Below are 14,497 nucleotides of genomic sequence, written 5' to 3'. Positions count from 1 at the left end.
GCATGATTATTTAAGCCTGTCTCTTTGTGTGGTTATTTATCTCGTTATTTTTAAAGCCATTCATCATTTTCCTCCGTCTTCACACCCCGAGAGTCACGATAAATAATTCACTTAGTATTAAATTGCATAACTAAAGGCTATTTCTTATTTGTTCAGCCCCGCAGGACTCCGTATCAATATGGCAGACGCTACCGCAAGAAACAGGGAGACGGGGATGAACTTTCAACAATTAAAAATTATTCGCGAATCGGCGCGCTGCAACTACAACCTGACCGAGGTCGCCAATACCTTATTTACTTCGCAGTCCGGCGTCAGCCGGCATATTCGCGAGCTGGAAGAAGAGCTGGGCATCGAAATATTCATTCGCCGCGGCAAACGGCTGTTGGGCATGACCGAGCCCGGCAAAGAGCTGCTGGTGGTGGCGGAACGCATTCTCAACGACGCCAACAACATCCGTCGCCTGGCGGACGTCTTCAGCAGCAACGATTCGGGGCAGCTGCATATCGCGACGACGCACACCCAGGCGCGCTACAGCCTGCCGGGAGTAATCAAAGAGTTTCGCGCGCTTTATCCACGGGTGCGGGTGGTGCTCAATCAGGGCAGCCCCGAAGAGATCGTCTCGATGCTGGCCGCCGGCGAAGCCGATATCGGCATCGCCAGCGAGCGGCTGATGAGCGACGAGTCGCTGGCGGCGTTCCCGTACTACCGCTGGCATCACACCATTTTGGTGCCGGAAGGGCACGAATTGACGCGCCAGCCGCAGGTGACGCTGGAGATGCTCAGCACCTTGCCGCTGATCACTTACCGCCAGGGCATTACCGGGCGCGCGAAGCTGGATGCGGCGTTCAAAGCGGCGGGCCTGACGCCGGACATCGCGCTCAGCGCGCAGGATTCCGACGTAATTAAAACCTACGTCGAACTGGGATTGGGCGTGGGCGTGCTGGCGGACATGTCGTATGAAAAAGAGCGCGATCGCGGGTTGGTGAGCCTCAACGCCGAGCACCTGTTTGAACCCAATACGGTATGGCTGGGCCTCAAGCGCAGCCAGCTGCAGCGCAACTATGCCTGGCGCTTTATCCAACTGTGCAACCCGACGCTGTCGCTGACCGAAATCAAGGACAAGGTTTTCTCGTCGCAGCTGGATGCGGTGATTGACTACCAGATTTAATCGGACAGCTGGGCCCCGCCGGATTGCCACGGGGAAGGGGGATTAGTCGTCGGTACGTTCGATCAGGTGACGTTTACTTTTTCTGAACGGGCCGATGGCTTCCCATTCCGGGAGTTCTTCAGGCGGACGTGGGTTGGCCATCTCCCAGCGATGGTGTTGGCGCAAAATCTCGATGGCGATGCGTTTTTGCTCTTGAATGGAGAGCGTAGGGTCGGTCAGATCCTTATTTTCCATTTTGGCTTCCTTTCTGCTCGTTATTTATACGCACCTTATCACATTTGGCCCCGTACTTTTCCAGCGATTGTATGTACTTTTTCAGTGCGTTGAAGCTGGTTTTACATGTCATGGTCCCGGGTATCACCTCAAAGCCGGCCTGACGAGTATACAGCGCCAACACGCGGTGATTGATTGCGTGGCTGATAAGTATGTCCGGCGGAGGCACCGGCGTCAGCCTCTGCTCTTGCAGGTTCAGGCCATACAGATACAGTACCTGCAAGCAGTTGCGCAGCATATTGCCTTTCAGTGGATGTTGCGCTTCACGCAGGGAGAAATTCTCCAACGCGACAAGTTCGATAACGTTCTCTGCCTGGAGATAACGGCACAGGCAAAAGCCGGCGCGGCTCAGCGGGCTGGCCATTTGCCGATAGACGAAAGCGAAACTCATCGGCGTTTGGGCATGATATTTAAAAAGAGAGCGCCAATTTAACGTATGCCCGTTTTTTCTGCCTTTTTGCCAGCGCCGGTCTTGTACCGTCAGACGAGTCATAAACAGATCCGACTCAAGCAGGACGCTGTTCATGTCTGCCAGCGTTTGCTCTATCGCTCTCTCATGCCGGTGTGAGACGCCATTTTCTGATGGATGGTTTTCCATTTTCCCGTCCCTTGGGTGACCGAGCTCACGTTAATCACCCAATGAAACAGACTCAAACCCCGCGTTTCACCGCTGCGAACTGCGCCGCAAAGACAGTTATCCATTGCGGCCAGCTGCCGCGAGAGTGCGATCTGGCGTGCAATACTCTCTCTAATAATCAAAATCCCATCTATATACATAAAAAGAATATCTATAGTGATTTAAGTACCTTCAGCTGCCGATCGTGCTCGCATACACTCGCGAAATTATTATAAATTCCATCCGCTTGGAGAGTTTCAGATGAAAGCGCTCGTTCCTTCTTTGCTGTTTTTAGCCGTGGCGGCCAGCGTTAACGCGCAGGCGGCGACGCCGGCCAACACGCTGGTGATCGCGCAGTCTATCGATGACGTGGTCAGCTTTGACCCGGCCCAGGGATTTGAGTTAACCACGGTGCAGTCGTTCAACAGCCTGTATCAGCGTCTGATCCAGTCCGATCCGCACAACCCTATCGATCTCAAGCCAACCCTGGCCAGCAGCTGGCAGGCCGGCGCCGACAATCGCAGCCTGACTTTCAGCCTGCGCCCGGACGCCAGGTTCGCCAGCGGCAATCCGCTGCGGCCGGAAGACGTGATCTTCTCGCTTTCACGGGTGGTAAAACTGAATCTGGAGCCGTCGTTTATCCTGACGCAGCTGGGTTGGAACGCGAAGAACGTGGAGCAACACCTGAGCAAGGTGGATGACCACCAGGTAAAAATCAGCTGGAGTGAAAACGTCAGCCCGGCCTTCGTGCTCAGCCTGCTGTCGGCGCCGGTATCGTCGATCGTCGACGCCAAAGAGGCGCTGGCGCACCAGCAGGGCGACGATCTGGGGCACCAATGGTTGAACAGCCACTCCGCCGGCAGCGGCCCTTACAAAATCCGCACCTATGTGCCACACGAGGTGGTGGTGCTGGACGCCAACCCAGGCTCGCCGGAAGGGGCGCCGACGCTGAAAACCATCCTGATCAAAAACGTGCCCGATCCGGCCGCGCGCCGTTTGCTGATCGAGCAGGGCGATGCCGATATCGCGCGCAACCTGGGGGCAGACCAGATGGCGGCCCTGAAGGGCAAGCCGGGCGTCAAACCGTTGGCCATTCCTTACGCCTCGCTTTATTTCCTGCAGTTCAACGCCAAGGCGTCGTCGGCGCTCGGCAATCCGGCGTTCTGGGAGGCGGCGCGCTGGCTGTTCGATTACCAAGGCATCGCCGACGATCTGCTGAAAGGGCAGTTCCAGAGCCATCAGGCATTCCTGCCGGACGGTTATCTGGGTGCGCTCAAGGATCAGCCGTACAGCTTCAATCCGCAAAAAGCCAAAGAAATACTGGCCAAAGCGGGGCTCAGCAACGTCAGTTTCCGTCTGGACGTCAACAACCAGCCGCCGTACCTGGATATCGCCCAGGCGTTGCAGGCCAGTTTTGCCCAGGGCGGCGTGAAGGTGGAACTGGTGCCGGGCATCAGCTCGCAGGTCTCCACCAAGGTGAAAACGCTTAACTACGATGCGACGCTGACTTCCTGGGGGCCGGATTATTTCGACCCTAACACCAACGCCGCAGCCTTCGCCTACAACCCGGAAGACGGCAGCAAGACGCTGGCCTGGCGCGCCAACTGGCAGATCCCGGCGCTGAGCAAGCTGACGCTGGCCGCCACCGCGGAAAACGACACCGCCAAACGGGTGGCCGACTACCAGCAACTGCAAAAACAGGTGCAGCAAAGCTCGCCGTTCGTCATCGGCCTGCAGGCGCGCAGCCTGATTGCGGTGCGCGACAACCTCAAGGGCTATGTGCAGGGCATCAACCCTGACATGGTGTTCTACAGCAAGGTCAGCAAGTAATGGCCGCTGAACTGTCCGCCTCCGCCGGGGCGGCCCGGCGGTATTGGCGCTGGGGCGGGCGGCTGCTCGGCGGCGCGCTGTCGCTGGCGTTGACGTTGCTTGGCCTGCTGCTGTTCACCTTCATGCTGTCGCATCTGGCGCCGATCGATCCGGCGCTGCAGGTGGCGGGCGATCATGCCAGCGAAGCCACCTACGCACAGGTGCGGCATGAGTTGGGGTTGGATCAGCCGTTGCCGGTGCAGTTTTGGCGTTATCTGGTGCACCTGGCGCACGGCGATTTGGGTATTTCGCGCATCACCGCCCAGCCGGTGTTGAGCGATTTGTTGCGTACCTTCCCGGCGACGGTGGAGCTGGCCACCTGCGCCATTATCCTCGGCGCCCTCGGCGGCATTACGCTGGCATTTCTGGCGGTGCTCAAACCGGGCAGCTGGCTGGATAACGCGGCGCGTTTGCTGTCGCTGATCGGTTATTCGGTGCCGATTTTCTGGCTGAGCCTGCTCGGGCTGCTGCTGTTCTACGCCACGCTGCACTGGTCGGCGGGGCCGGGGCGGCTGGACGACATCTACCTGTACAGCATGGAGCCGCGCAGCGGTTTCGTGTTGCTCGACAGCTGGTTGTCCGGCGATCGCGACATGTTCTACAACGCCATCGGCCACCTGTGGTTGCCGGTAGTGGCGTTGGCGCTGTTGTCGATGGCGGGCATTACTCGGTTGCTGCGGGCGGCGATGCTGGAAGAGTGCAACAAGGAATACGTGACGCTGGCGCGTTCCAAGGGGGCCGGCCGCCTGCGCATTCTGCTGCGCCATGTGTTTCCCAACGTGCTGGGCACGCTGATCACCGTACTGTCTCTCTCCTACGCCAGCCTGCTGGAGGGGGCGGTATTGACCGAAACGGTGTTCGCCTGGCCCGGCGTCGGGCGTTACCTGACCTCGGCGCTGTTTGCCGCCGATACGCCGGCGATCCTCGGTGCCACGCTGCTGATCGGCACCTGTTTCGTGCTGTTGAATGCGCTGGCCGACGCCTTGACCTATTTAGTGGATCCGCGAACCCGATGAGCCAATATCTCTCTGAACACGAACCGCAAAGCGAGCCGGCCGTCGGTTACCGCCGTGGCCGGCGCCTGACCACGCTGACGCTGGGCGCGGCGCTGGTGGCGATTCTGATCGTCACCGCGCTGCTGGCCCCGTGGCTGGCGCCTTTCGATCCCAATCTGCAGCATATCGAGCTGCGGTTACTGCCGCCTTCCGCCGCACATTGGCTGGGCACCGACGGTTTTGGCCGCGACTTGCTCTCCCGCGTGATTTACGGCGCGCGGCCGACGCTGATTCTGGTGTCGCTGATTCTGGTGTTGACCATTCCCATCGGCCTGCTGGTCGGCATTGGCGCCGGTTACCTCGGCGGCTGGGTAGAGCGCATTTTGATGCGCCTGACCGACATTTTTCTGTCGCTGCCGAGCCTGGTGATCGCGCTGGCGTTTGTGGCGGTCATGGGGCCGGGGCTGATGAACGGCGCGCTGGCGCTGGCATTGACCAGCTGGCCGGCCTTTGCCCGCCAGGCGCGGGCCGAAACCCTGGCGCTGCGCCGCAGCGATTACCTGGCGGCGGCGCGCATGCAGGGCATCAACGGGCTGCGGCTGATGGTCGGCCATATTTTGCCTTTATGCCTGCCGAGCGCGGTGGTGCGCGCAGCGCTCAGCCTGGGCGGCATCATCCTGTCCGCCGCCGGTCTAGGGTTCCTCGGCATGGGCGTCGCGCCGCCGACCGCCGAATGGGGCTCGATGGTGGCCGAAGGCAGTAAAGTGATTTTCGACCAATGGTGGGTCGCCGCCGCGCCGGGCGGGGCGATCCTGTTCGCCAGCCTGGCGTTTAACCTGCTGGGCGATGGCCTGCGCGACAAAATGGATCCTCGTCATGGGCACTGATAACACCTTATTGACCGTCGAACGGTTGGCGATCGGCGTGCCGGGGCCACAGCCGGTGGCGCTGGTGAAGCATATTTCCTTCAGCATGGGGCGGGAGCGGCTGGCGCTGGTCGGTGAGTCCGGCTCCGGCAAATCGTTGACCGCGCGTGCGCTGATGGGGCTATTGCCGCCGCCGTTGCAGCTGCAGGCGCAGCGTCTGACGCTGGGCGATGAAGACTTGACGCGCCTGAGCGAGCGCCAGTGGAGCCGGCTGCGCGGCGACCGGGTGGCGATGGTGATGCAAGATCCCAAGCATGCGCTGAATCCCAATCAGCCGATCGGCCGTCAGGTGGAGGAGCCGCTGGTGCTGCATGCGAAGCTGAGCCGCGCCGAGCGGCGTGAAAAAGTGCTGGAGATGCTGGCGGCGGTGGGCTTGCCCGATCCGGCTGCGCTGTGCCGCCGCTATCCGCATCAGCTCTCCGGCGGCATGGGGCAGCGGGTGATGCTGGCCATTGCGTTGATCAACGATCCGCAGCTGTTGATTGCCGACGAACCGACTTCGGCGCTGGATCACCAGATGCGCGATCAGGTGCTGCAGCTGATAGAAAACCTGGTGGCGCAACGCAATATGGGGCTGATCCTGATCAGCCACGATTTGCAGCAGGTGGCGCACCACTGCGAGCGGGTGCTGGTGATGTACAAAGGCGAGCTGTTGGATCAGCTGCCGGCAGCAGAGCTGGCGCAGGCCACGCATCCTTATACCCGCACGCTGTGGGCGTGCCGGCCGAGCCGCGAGACGCGCGGCAAACCGCTGCCGGTGCTGGATCGCGCGCTGTTGGAGACGTTGAAATGAGCGTGATCGCACTGGAGAACCTGAGCGTCAGTCATCGCCAGGGCTACGAACTGCGCACCGTGGTGCATGAGGTTAACCTGCGCATCGAACCGGGCGAGTGTTTCGGGCTGGTGGGGCCTTCCGGCTGCGGCAAGTCCTCGTTGCTGTGGGTGCTGGCCGGGCTGAATGGCAGCTGGCAGGGCGGCTTTGAGTTGCTGGGGCGGCGCCTGCAGCCGGGCCAGGCGTTTACCGGCGAACTGCGGCGCGAGGTGCAGATGGTGTTTCAGGATCCCTATGCTTCGCTACACCCCAAGCACCGGCTTTTGCGTACGCTGTCGGAGCCGCTCAAACTGCTGCAGGAAAGCGACATCGAACGTAAAATCAGCGCGGGCTTTCGCCAGGTGGGGTTGGATCCGCGCCTGCTGGAGCGCTACCCGCATCAGCTGTCGGGCGGCCAGCGTCAGCGTGTGGCGATCGTGCGCGCATTGTTGCTGCGGCCGAAGCTGCTGTTGCTGGATGAACCGACCTCGGCGTTGGACATGTCGGTGCAGGCGGAGATCCTCAACCTGCTCAACGAGCTGAAACAGGCGGGCGATCTGACGATGGTGCTGGTCAGCCACGATGCGGACGTGATTGACCACATGTGCGATCGTTCGGTGGCGATGGCGCACGGCCGCATCATCGTTTGACCCTATGCCCGCCAACGCGGCGGGCATATCCATCCTGGTAATAAATAAAGCAATTTATCGTCGTTCTTCCGTTAATTCTTACCCCCTACACTCGAAAAACAGCGCAATTGCGTGATAGTGGAGAGTGTATCGATGAAACGGTTAATCCCAACCTTATTGTATGGCGCGCTGGCGACCGCGTTCGGTGTACAGGCCGCCACCCCGCAGGACACCTTGGTGGTGGTCAGTTCGCTGGAGGGCATTATCAGCCTCGATCCGGCTGAGAGTTTTGAAACCGTCAGCTCGGCCAATCTGGTCAATCTCTATCAGCGCCTGGTGGCGCCGGATCGCGGTGCGCCGCAAACGCTGGCGCCGGACGCCGCCGCCAGTTGGCAAGCGGGCGCCGATGGCCACAGCCTGATCTTTACCCTGAAACCGCAGCAGCGCTTCGCTTCCGGCAATCCCCTGCGGCCCGAAGACGTGATTTTCTCGCTGGTTCGCGCGGTGAAGCTGAACAAGGCGCCGTCGTTTATTCTCGGTGAGTTTGGCTGGACGCCGGATAACGTTGAGCAGCAGCTGAAGAAGGTGGGGGATAACCAGGTGCAACTCAGTTGGCCCGCCAACATCGGCAGCGAGTTGGCGTTGCGGCTGCTGACGGCGAATGTGGCCTCGATCGTGGATGAAAAGCTGCTGAACGAGCACGCGCAGCAGGGGGATTACGGCAATGCCTGGCTGCGCGGCCATTCCGCCGGCGGCGGCCCGTATCGGGTGAGCAACTATGTGCCGCACGAAGCGCTGCTGTTTGGCCGCAACGACTATGCGCCGTCGCCGACCCGGCTGAAAACGGTGTTGTTCAAGAACGTCAGCGACGCCGGCACCCGCCGTTTGCTGTTGCTGAAAGGGGATGCCGACGTGGCCTACGATCTGGGCGCCGACCAGTTCGACTCGCTGCGCAACGCGTCTGGCGTGCGCATCGAGCAGGCCGATGCGCCCCGGGTCTATTACCTCGGTTTCAACACCGGCAGCAAAGACAACCCGGCGCTGGGCAATCCGGCGCTGTGGCGGGCGGCGCGCTGGCTGGTGGATTATCAAAGCATCGCCGAGCAACTGCTGAAAGGGCAATATCGCGTGCATCAGGCCTTCTTGCCGCAGGGATTGGATGGGGCGCTCGACGATCGGCCGTTTACGCTCGACGTGGGCAAAGCCAAACAGATCCTGCGCGATGCCGGTATTGCCGAAGGTACGCGCCTCGATCTTATCGTCATCAATCAGCCGCCGTACACTGACATCGCACAGGCGCTGCAGGCCAGCTTCGCGCAGGCCGGGCTGCGGCTGGATATCCATCCGGTGGTGGAGAGCGACCTGTGGGGTAAGATGCGCGGCCGCGATTTTCAGGCGATCTTCACCTACTGGGGCGCCGACTACCTGGATCCGAACACCAACGCCAGCGCCTTTGCCTACAACGTGCCCGGTGGGCCGAAAACCCTGGCCTGGCGCACCCAGTGGGGCATTCCCGCCATCAGCGCGGAAACGCGTGCCGCGGCCGCAGAGGGCAACAGCGCCGCGCGCCGCGCACGTTATGCCGCGCTGCAACGGGAACTGCAGGCCAGCTCGCCCTATGTAGTGGCGCTGCAGGGGCAAACTCTGGTGGCATTGCGCGACAACGTCAAAGGTGCCCGGTTGGATATCGCCAACAGCATGCTGTATCTGGATCGGGTCAGCAAGTAGCGCCAACGCCGCGCGCCTGGCCGAGCTTTCTATCGCGCCAAAGGCCGCCAGTGCGTGAAATCGCTTGCTGCTGCAACCTGGAATCGTGAGAGGTTTTGTCAGGGTGAAATAAAATGAAATTTCATAACGTGCTCACATGGCACTGATAAATTGGCGCTGAAAGGCGGCGTTGTTTACGTCTTTCACCGCGGTTGTCCGCAATGAGGCGGACACATCACCTCAGGAGATATTATGGACAATAACGGAAACGCTTCAGTGGAGCGCGCGGCAACCTGGCTCGCCGCCAGTGAGGTTGTGACGCCGGAACAGTTTTTATGGTTTCCAGCCACTGGCCAATCCGGCAACGGCCAGCACGGCAGAAGTGGCCGGATTGCTTAATCGGCTGATCGAGACGCTGAGGAACTCACCGAACAACGCCGGCGCGTTCTGGCCTGTGTCCAGCAAGAGCAACAGCCAGCCGGCGGCCGCCAAGGCGATGCCGAAAGGTTGCGGCGTTCGCCAGGCGCGACGGTTGCGCAGGCCGCGCGCCAAGGCCATGCCTAATCCGAACATTGCCGCCAGGCAGACCAGCAGCGGCAGCATCGTCCAACCGAGCCAGGCGCCCAGCGCCGCCAGCAGTTTGAAGTCGCCTTGGCCGATGCCGTTACGCCGCCGCAGCTGTCGATAAAGCGTGTTGAGCAGCCACAACGCCCCATAGCCGGCGGCGGCGCCGATAACCGCATCGTCCAGCGGCGCCCAGCGAGCGTCGAGATTGCACAACAGCCCGCCCCACAGCAGCGGCTGGGTCAGCCGGTCCGGCAGCCAGCGGTGGCGCCAGTCCAGCCAGGCCAGGGCGATCAGCAGCGCCGCGGCCGGCGGTAACCACAGCCGGTGTGCTGCCGGCGGGACGAAAGGCAGCGTCGCCAACGCCACACCCAAGGCCGTCAGCAGCAGGCTGCGGCGGCGCAATCTCGGCGGGCTGGCGCGCACGGCCGCCGTTCGCTCCAGCCGGGTGATGAGCGCGAAGGCGACCATTCCTGCCGACAGCAGCGCGGTAAAAAACAGCGCGTGCCACAGTGAGAAAAGAAACATCAAGGCTCCGTCAGTCGTGAAACAGATGTTTAAAATAACGGCAAAATGCGTATTTCATCGGAGTGAAATGCGGTGGATTGTGAGAAATGCGCAGTCGTGCGCATCGCCACTTTAGGTATTGCAGAGTGATACAATGCCATGCGCGGTGGCGCGCAGCAGTGGGTTGCTGCGCTTTTTATCGGCAAAATCGGCGCTAAAAGGGTGTGAATTCACCTGGCGGCCGGAATGGAGCGGCCAATGGCGTAAGTGACGGCGTCACTGAGAGGTGATTGGGGTTTATCCTATTGTTTCTGCTCGTCAAGCCGTTAGGCTTTAAGGGAGAGGCGCCCCGACAGGCCGGGACGTAAGGTTTTTCAGATCTGCCGCGGGAAAGGCGGCAGCAAAGCAGTGGGTTGGCATGCTCCAGGAGGGAGGGAGGCCAACGGTGTCATGAAAGACGAAATTCAGGCTGGACTCATCAAAATCAAAAAACGACTCTGGCGCCGCCGCCGGGCGGCCTGGCTGGCCGGGCCGCTGGTGTGGCTGGCCGGCGCGGCGCCCGTGTGCGCTGAATCCCCGCCGGCGCCGGACGCCGTTATTTCTTCCGAACGGCAAGCCGCGGATCCGGCCGAGAGTTTGCCGGAGCTGGGCGGTGCGCCCGACGATGCCGCGCGCGAGAAGCAGTGGGCCGAGATGGCCAAGCAGTTTGGCGAAAAAGATCTGAATAACGTTTCCCGTCAGCAGATGCGCAGCCGTGCCGAGGATTACCTGCTCGGCCAGGCGGCCGACACGCTGCAGCAACAGGCGCAGGAGCTGTTGTCGCCGCTGGGCACCGCCCGGCTATCGCTGAAGATGACCGGTGAGGGGGACTTTACCGGCAGCAACGGGCAGTTATTCAGCCCGCTGTACGACGTCGACGGATTGCTGACCTACAGCCAGATCGGCTGGCTGCAGCAAAGCGCCGGGGCGCTCGGCAATTTTGCGCTGGGGCAGCGCTGGATCGTCGGCGACTGGCTGCTGGGTTACAACACGGCGCTCGACAGCGATTTCGCCCGGCAGCGCAACCGCGGCAGCGTCGGCGCGGAAGCTTGGGGAGACTACCTGCGTTTCTCCACCAACTATTACTACCCGCTGTCGGCGCTGGCGCAACAGCCCGGCGATGGCGTGTTTTTCAGCCGCCCGGCGCGCGGTTACGACATCACGACGCAAGGCTATCTGCCGTTTTATCGCCAGATCGGCGGTTCGCTCAGCTATGAGCAGTATCTGGGCGATAATGTCGATCTGTTTGGCAGCGGCAAAAAACAAAACGATCCGCGCGCGATGCAGCTGGGGCTCAATTACACGCCGGTGCCGCTGGTGACGATGAAGGCGCTGCATAAGATTGGCGCGGGCGGGCAGAGCCAGGATCAGGTCGAACTGGCGCTGAGCTATCGGCTCGGGGTGCCGCTGGCGAAGCAGATTTCGCCGGAATATGTGGCGCAGGCCAAGTCGCTGCGCGGCAGCCGCTACGATCCCATCGAACGCAAGAACGTGCCGGTGCTGGAGTTCCGCCAGCGCAAAACGCTGCAGGTGTTCCTGGCCACGCCGCCGTGGAGTCTGCAGGCCGGGGAAACCGTGCCGCTGGTGCTGGAAATCAAGGCGTTGAACGGCATCGCTCACGTCAGTTGGCAAGGGGATACGCAGGCGCTGAGCCTGACGCCGCCGCACAACGCCAACGATCCGCAGGGCTGGACGGCGATCGTGCCGCCGTGGGACGACGCGCCGGGCGCCGCCAACAGCTACCGGCTGTCGGTCACGCTGGAGGACGAAAAGCAGCAGCGCGTGACCTCCAACTGGATAGAGCTGAAAGTGGCGCCGCCGCTGACGGCGACCGCCGGTGATGATGCGAGCCTGCTGCCGATCAAAACCCTGACGCCGCCGCCGATCCCGGCGCAAACCGGGCCGCTGTACGGCGGCGATTAACCGTTTTTACCCTGCAGCACCCACACCGCGGCCTCGACGCGGGATTTTAGCTTCATCTTTTTCAGCAGGTGTTTGACGTGCACCTTGACGGTGCTCTCGGTGATGGTCAGGCGACGGGCGATCAGTTTGTTCGGCAGCCCCTGGGCGATCAGCTTCAGGATATCCCGCTCGCGCGGCGTCAATTGCTGAATATCGCGATCGGCGCTGGGGCGGTTTTCCCGCAGGCTGGCGGCGAGGATCGGCGTCAGCGTTTCGCTCAGCACCATCTGCCCGGCCGCCGCCTGATGCAGCGCCTTCAGCAGATCCTCCGGCTCCATGTCTTTCAACAGATAGCCGTCGGCGCCGCGTTTGAGCGCGCTGACGACGTCGTCTTCATGGTTGGACACGCTGAACACCACGACGCGCCCCGACAGGTCGGTCTGGCGCAGGCGATCCAGCGTTTCCAGCCCGTTGATGCCGGGCATGTTCAGGTCGAGCAGGATCAGATCCGGATCGTGCTGCTCCGCCAGCGTGACCCCTTGCTCACCGTTGCTGGCTTCGGCGATGACCTGCAGGCGGGCGTCCATGCCAATCAGCTGTTTTACGCCGTTGCGCAGCATCGGGTGGTCGTCGATCAGTAAGATTGTGGCGGCGGTTTCTGTCGTCATGGTGTCTCCGTTAGTCGATGGCGTGGTTATCCGGCGTGAAGCTGATCCGCACCTCGGTGCCGCCGCCGCTGCGCGGTAAAATATCGCAGCGGCCATGCAGGCTCTTGGCGCGATCGCGCATGATGATCAAGCCGTAATGGTCGGGGCGAGACGTCTCGGCCGGCAGGCCGCGTCCGTTGTCGCATACGCTCAGGGTCACTTCGCCCCGCTTGTTGATGACCTGAATGCTCACCTCGCTGGCGGCGGCATGCTTAAGGATGTTGCTGAGCGCCTCGCGGGCGATCTGCAGCAGGTGAATGGCCTGGTAAGCCGGTACCGTGCGTGGCCCCAGTTGGTAATCGAGGCTGATGGTCAGGCCCAGTTTGGGATTGAACTCCGCCACCGTCGATTGCAGCGCCGCCAGCAGGCCCGGTTCGGTCAGTTGCAGGCGGAAGGTGGTCAACAGCTCGCGCAGCTGGCGATAAGCGCCGTTCAGCTCTTCGCGCATCTGCTGCACCAGCGCCTGGCTGGCCGACGAGAGCGTTTCGCCCTGCATCTGCAGGCAGGCGATTTGCATTTTCAGGCAGGAAAGCGATTGGGCGATGGAGTCGTGCAGCTCGCGGGCGATCGCCGCCCGTTCTTCCATCAGCATCAGCTGCTGCTGATGGTCGACCTGACGTTCGATGGCCAGCACGCTGGTTAGCTGCTCTACCAGGGTGTTGATCAGCTGGCGGTGCTCATCGTTCAGCGGCTGTTGCGGCGCATGCTGCGCCACGATCACGCCGTAGTCGCCGAGCTTGTCGCTCAGGCTCCAGCTCAGCGACGGATTGTCGGGATGCTGGCGGTCGCTGTCGTTCAGACAGGCGCTGCACACCGGATTATGGCAATGCTCCGGTCGCAACGGCTGGTTGCTGCTCAGCTGCAGCAGCGGTTCCCGGCTGTCGTTTTCATACAGCCGCACCTGAATGGCGCGCAGTGGCGTCAGGGTTTGCAGTTGGTTGAGCAGCGGCGTCAGGCGGCTGCACAGCGGCTCGCTGGCGTGCAGCAGGCGGCTGGCGCGATAAAGGAAGCTCAGCACCTGATTCTTTTGCTGCAGGTCCGCGGTCTTCTCGGCCACGCGCTGCTCCAGCCCGCTGTAGGTGGCCGACAGTTCGTCGGACATGGTGTTCAACGCGCCGCCGAGCGACGCCATTTCATCCTGGTGGCCGCGCTGCGCGAAGCGGCGGCTAAAATCGCCGCGGCCCACCGCCAACGCCATTTCCACCAGCTGTCGCCACGGATGCAGCAATCGGCGGCGCAGGTAGCAGGTGGTGCCGATCAGCAGCAGCAGGGTCAGCGCGATGAAACCGGCCTGCACCAGCGTCACCATCAGCAGGCGGCGCTCGGTTTGCCTGTCGATATCCGACACCAGCTTATCCAGCAGCTGCACGAAGTGCGCCACCTGCGGCGCGGCGTCGGCCGGGCGCTGCGCGCTGCGCAGGCGTGGTTGCAGGGTCTGTTGCCAGTAGTCGCGCAAGGCGTCGAAAGGTTGCGTCAACCCTTCCTGCTCCACCGAGCGCTGCAGGTCGGGGCTGTTTTCGTCGCGCTCCAGTTCGCGAATCAACGCTTCATGCCGTTCATCCAGCGGCACCTGCGCCAGCAAGCGGTAGCTTTGCATACGCAGTGAGCCGGCCTTGTTGATGGCGTGCGCATTGCCCTGAATGCTTTGCGACATCCAGGCGGAAATCCCCATGCCGGCCACGCCCAGAATGCCCGACAGCAACATCAGCAGGGCGACCTGATTCACGATCGAAAGCGGGGCCAACAGGCGTTTCATAAGCGCGGGTTCCTGGCATTTGGCGCCG

The 14,497-nt window shown here is 61.9% G+C and carries 13 protein-coding genes; 8 read left to right on the top strand and 5 right to left on the bottom strand.

Going from position 1 to position 14,497, the window contains the following annotated elements:
* Positions 1 to 214: 214 nt before the first annotated feature.
* On the top strand, positions 215 to 1,168 hold the full coding sequence (cbl, locus tag ACJ8IM_RS01365; protein ID WP_033634950.1) for an HTH-type transcriptional regulator Cbl: 954 nt from the start codon (positions 215 to 217) through the stop codon (positions 1,166 to 1,168).
* Positions 1,169 to 1,210: 42 nt separating this feature from the next.
* On the opposite strand, the gene ACJ8IM_RS01360 is transcribed toward cbl, so the two are convergent.
* Together ACJ8IM_RS01360 and ACJ8IM_RS01355 are read right to left on the bottom strand one after the other, a co-directional pair.
* A complete protein-coding gene (locus ACJ8IM_RS01360; protein ID WP_033634949.1) occupies positions 1,211 to 1,402 on the bottom strand; it encodes a hypothetical protein in 192 nt (63 codons plus the stop codon).
* Positions 1,392 to 2,039: a hypothetical protein gene (locus ACJ8IM_RS01355; RefSeq protein ID WP_033653658.1), complete on the bottom strand. Its 648-nt coding sequence runs from the start codon at positions 2,037 to 2,039 to the stop codon at positions 1,392 to 1,394. The genes ACJ8IM_RS01360 and ACJ8IM_RS01355 overlap by 11 nt, the downstream gene beginning before the upstream one ends.
* 279 nt (positions 2,040 to 2,318) lie before the next feature.
* Here ACJ8IM_RS01355 and ACJ8IM_RS01350 point away from each other — a divergent pair, with 279 nt between their 5' ends.
* The 6 genes from ACJ8IM_RS01350 (at position 2,319) to ACJ8IM_RS01325 (ending at position 9,015) form a co-directional block, all read left to right on the top strand.
* Positions 2,319 to 3,887 carry an ABC transporter substrate-binding protein gene (locus ACJ8IM_RS01350; protein ID WP_033653659.1) on the top strand — a complete coding sequence of 523 codons (1,569 nt, stop codon included), beginning with the start codon at positions 2,319 to 2,321 and terminating at the stop codon, positions 3,885 to 3,887.
* The gene (locus ACJ8IM_RS01345; RefSeq protein WP_033653660.1) at positions 3,887 to 4,942 is read left to right on the top strand and encodes an ABC transporter permease; all 1,056 of its coding nucleotides are present in this window, start codon (positions 3,887 to 3,889) and stop codon (positions 4,940 to 4,942) included. Before ACJ8IM_RS01350 ends, ACJ8IM_RS01345 begins: the two co-directional genes overlap by 1 nt.
* The gene (locus tag ACJ8IM_RS01340) at positions 4,939 to 5,808 is read left to right on the top strand and encodes an ABC transporter permease (RefSeq protein WP_033647740.1); all 870 of its coding nucleotides are present in this window, start codon (positions 4,939 to 4,941) and stop codon (positions 5,806 to 5,808) included. Before ACJ8IM_RS01345 ends, ACJ8IM_RS01340 begins: the two co-directional genes overlap by 4 nt.
* Positions 5,798 to 6,640: an ABC transporter ATP-binding protein gene (locus ACJ8IM_RS01335; protein ID WP_033653661.1), complete on the top strand. Its 843-nt coding sequence runs from the start codon at positions 5,798 to 5,800 to the stop codon at positions 6,638 to 6,640. The genes ACJ8IM_RS01340 and ACJ8IM_RS01335 overlap by 11 nt, the downstream gene beginning before the upstream one ends.
* Positions 6,637 to 7,308: an ABC transporter ATP-binding protein gene (locus tag ACJ8IM_RS01330; RefSeq protein WP_033634942.1), complete on the top strand. Its 672-nt coding sequence runs from the start codon at positions 6,637 to 6,639 to the stop codon at positions 7,306 to 7,308. Before ACJ8IM_RS01335 ends, ACJ8IM_RS01330 begins: the two co-directional genes overlap by 4 nt.
* Before the next feature lie 132 nt (positions 7,309 to 7,440).
* Positions 7,441 to 9,015, top strand: a complete 1,575-nt coding sequence (locus ACJ8IM_RS01325; protein ID WP_033653662.1) for an ABC transporter substrate-binding protein — start codon at positions 7,441 to 7,443, stop codon at positions 9,013 to 9,015.
* A gap of 312 nt (positions 9,016 to 9,327) precedes the next feature.
* On the opposite strand, the gene ACJ8IM_RS01320 is transcribed toward ACJ8IM_RS01325, so the two are convergent.
* Positions 9,328 to 10,086 (bottom strand): prepilin peptidase, encoded by a 759-nt coding sequence (locus tag ACJ8IM_RS01320; RefSeq protein WP_080289901.1) that lies wholly within the window; start codon positions 10,084 to 10,086, stop codon positions 9,328 to 9,330.
* A 429-nt stretch (positions 10,087 to 10,515) separates the two neighbouring features.
* On the opposite strand from ACJ8IM_RS01320, the gene ACJ8IM_RS01315 reads away from it, so the two are divergent.
* Complete coding sequence (locus tag ACJ8IM_RS01315) at positions 10,516 to 12,027, top strand: YchO/YchP family invasin (protein ID WP_033653663.1); 1,512 nt, start codon at positions 10,516 to 10,518, stop codon at positions 12,025 to 12,027.
* Here the strand turns inward: ACJ8IM_RS01315 and narL are convergent.
* Both narL and narX read right to left on the bottom strand, forming a co-directional pair.
* Positions 12,024 to 12,674, bottom strand: coding sequence for a two-component system response regulator NarL (gene narL / locus ACJ8IM_RS01310; protein ID WP_016927346.1), 651 nt, complete (start codon positions 12,672 to 12,674; stop codon positions 12,024 to 12,026). The genes ACJ8IM_RS01315 and narL overlap by 4 nt on opposite strands.
* A gap of 10 nt (positions 12,675 to 12,684) precedes the next feature.
* Positions 12,685 to 14,469, bottom strand: coding sequence for a nitrate/nitrite two-component system sensor histidine kinase NarX (gene narX, locus ACJ8IM_RS01305; RefSeq protein WP_033653664.1), 1,785 nt, complete (start codon positions 14,467 to 14,469; stop codon positions 12,685 to 12,687).
* Positions 14,470 to 14,497 lie beyond the last annotated feature (28 nt).

This window comes from Serratia sp. CY33525, assembly GCF_052169115.1.
Lineage (GTDB): Bacteria > Pseudomonadota > Gammaproteobacteria > Enterobacterales > Enterobacteriaceae > Serratia > Serratia sarumanii.
This window is presented reverse-complemented; position numbering and strand designations above follow the sequence as displayed.

Coding starts and splice junctions, on each gene's coding strand:
- cbl (WP_033634950.1), top strand. CDS start 215: ATGAACTTTCAACAATTAAAAATTATTCGCGAATCGGCGCGCTGCAAC.
- ACJ8IM_RS01315 (WP_033653663.1), top strand. CDS start 10,516: ATGAAAGACGAAATTCAGGCTGGACTCATCAAAATCAAAAAACGACTC.
- ACJ8IM_RS01355 (WP_033653658.1), bottom strand. CDS start 2,039: ATGGAAAACCATCCATCAGAAAATGGCGTCTCACACCGGCATGAGAGA.
- ACJ8IM_RS01330 (WP_033634942.1), top strand. CDS start 6,637: ATGAGCGTGATCGCACTGGAGAACCTGAGCGTCAGTCATCGCCAGGGC.
- narX (WP_033653664.1), bottom strand. CDS start 14,469: ATGAAACGCCTGTTGGCCCCGCTTTCGATCGTGAATCAGGTCGCCCTG.
- ACJ8IM_RS01340 (WP_033647740.1), top strand. CDS start 4,939: ATGAGCCAATATCTCTCTGAACACGAACCGCAAAGCGAGCCGGCCGTC.
- narL (WP_016927346.1), bottom strand. CDS start 12,674: ATGACGACAGAAACCGCCGCCACAATCTTACTGATCGACGACCACCCG.
- ACJ8IM_RS01350 (WP_033653659.1), top strand. CDS start 2,319: ATGAAAGCGCTCGTTCCTTCTTTGCTGTTTTTAGCCGTGGCGGCCAGC.
- ACJ8IM_RS01360 (WP_033634949.1), bottom strand. CDS start 1,402: ATGGAAAATAAGGATCTGACCGACCCTACGCTCTCCATTCAAGAGCAA.
- ACJ8IM_RS01325 (WP_033653662.1), top strand. CDS start 7,441: ATGAAACGGTTAATCCCAACCTTATTGTATGGCGCGCTGGCGACCGCG.
- ACJ8IM_RS01345 (WP_033653660.1), top strand. CDS start 3,887: ATGGCCGCTGAACTGTCCGCCTCCGCCGGGGCGGCCCGGCGGTATTGG.
- ACJ8IM_RS01320 (WP_080289901.1), bottom strand. CDS start 10,086: ATGTTTCTTTTCTCACTGTGGCACGCGCTGTTTTTTACCGCGCTGCTG.
- ACJ8IM_RS01335 (WP_033653661.1), top strand. CDS start 5,798: ATGGGCACTGATAACACCTTATTGACCGTCGAACGGTTGGCGATCGGC.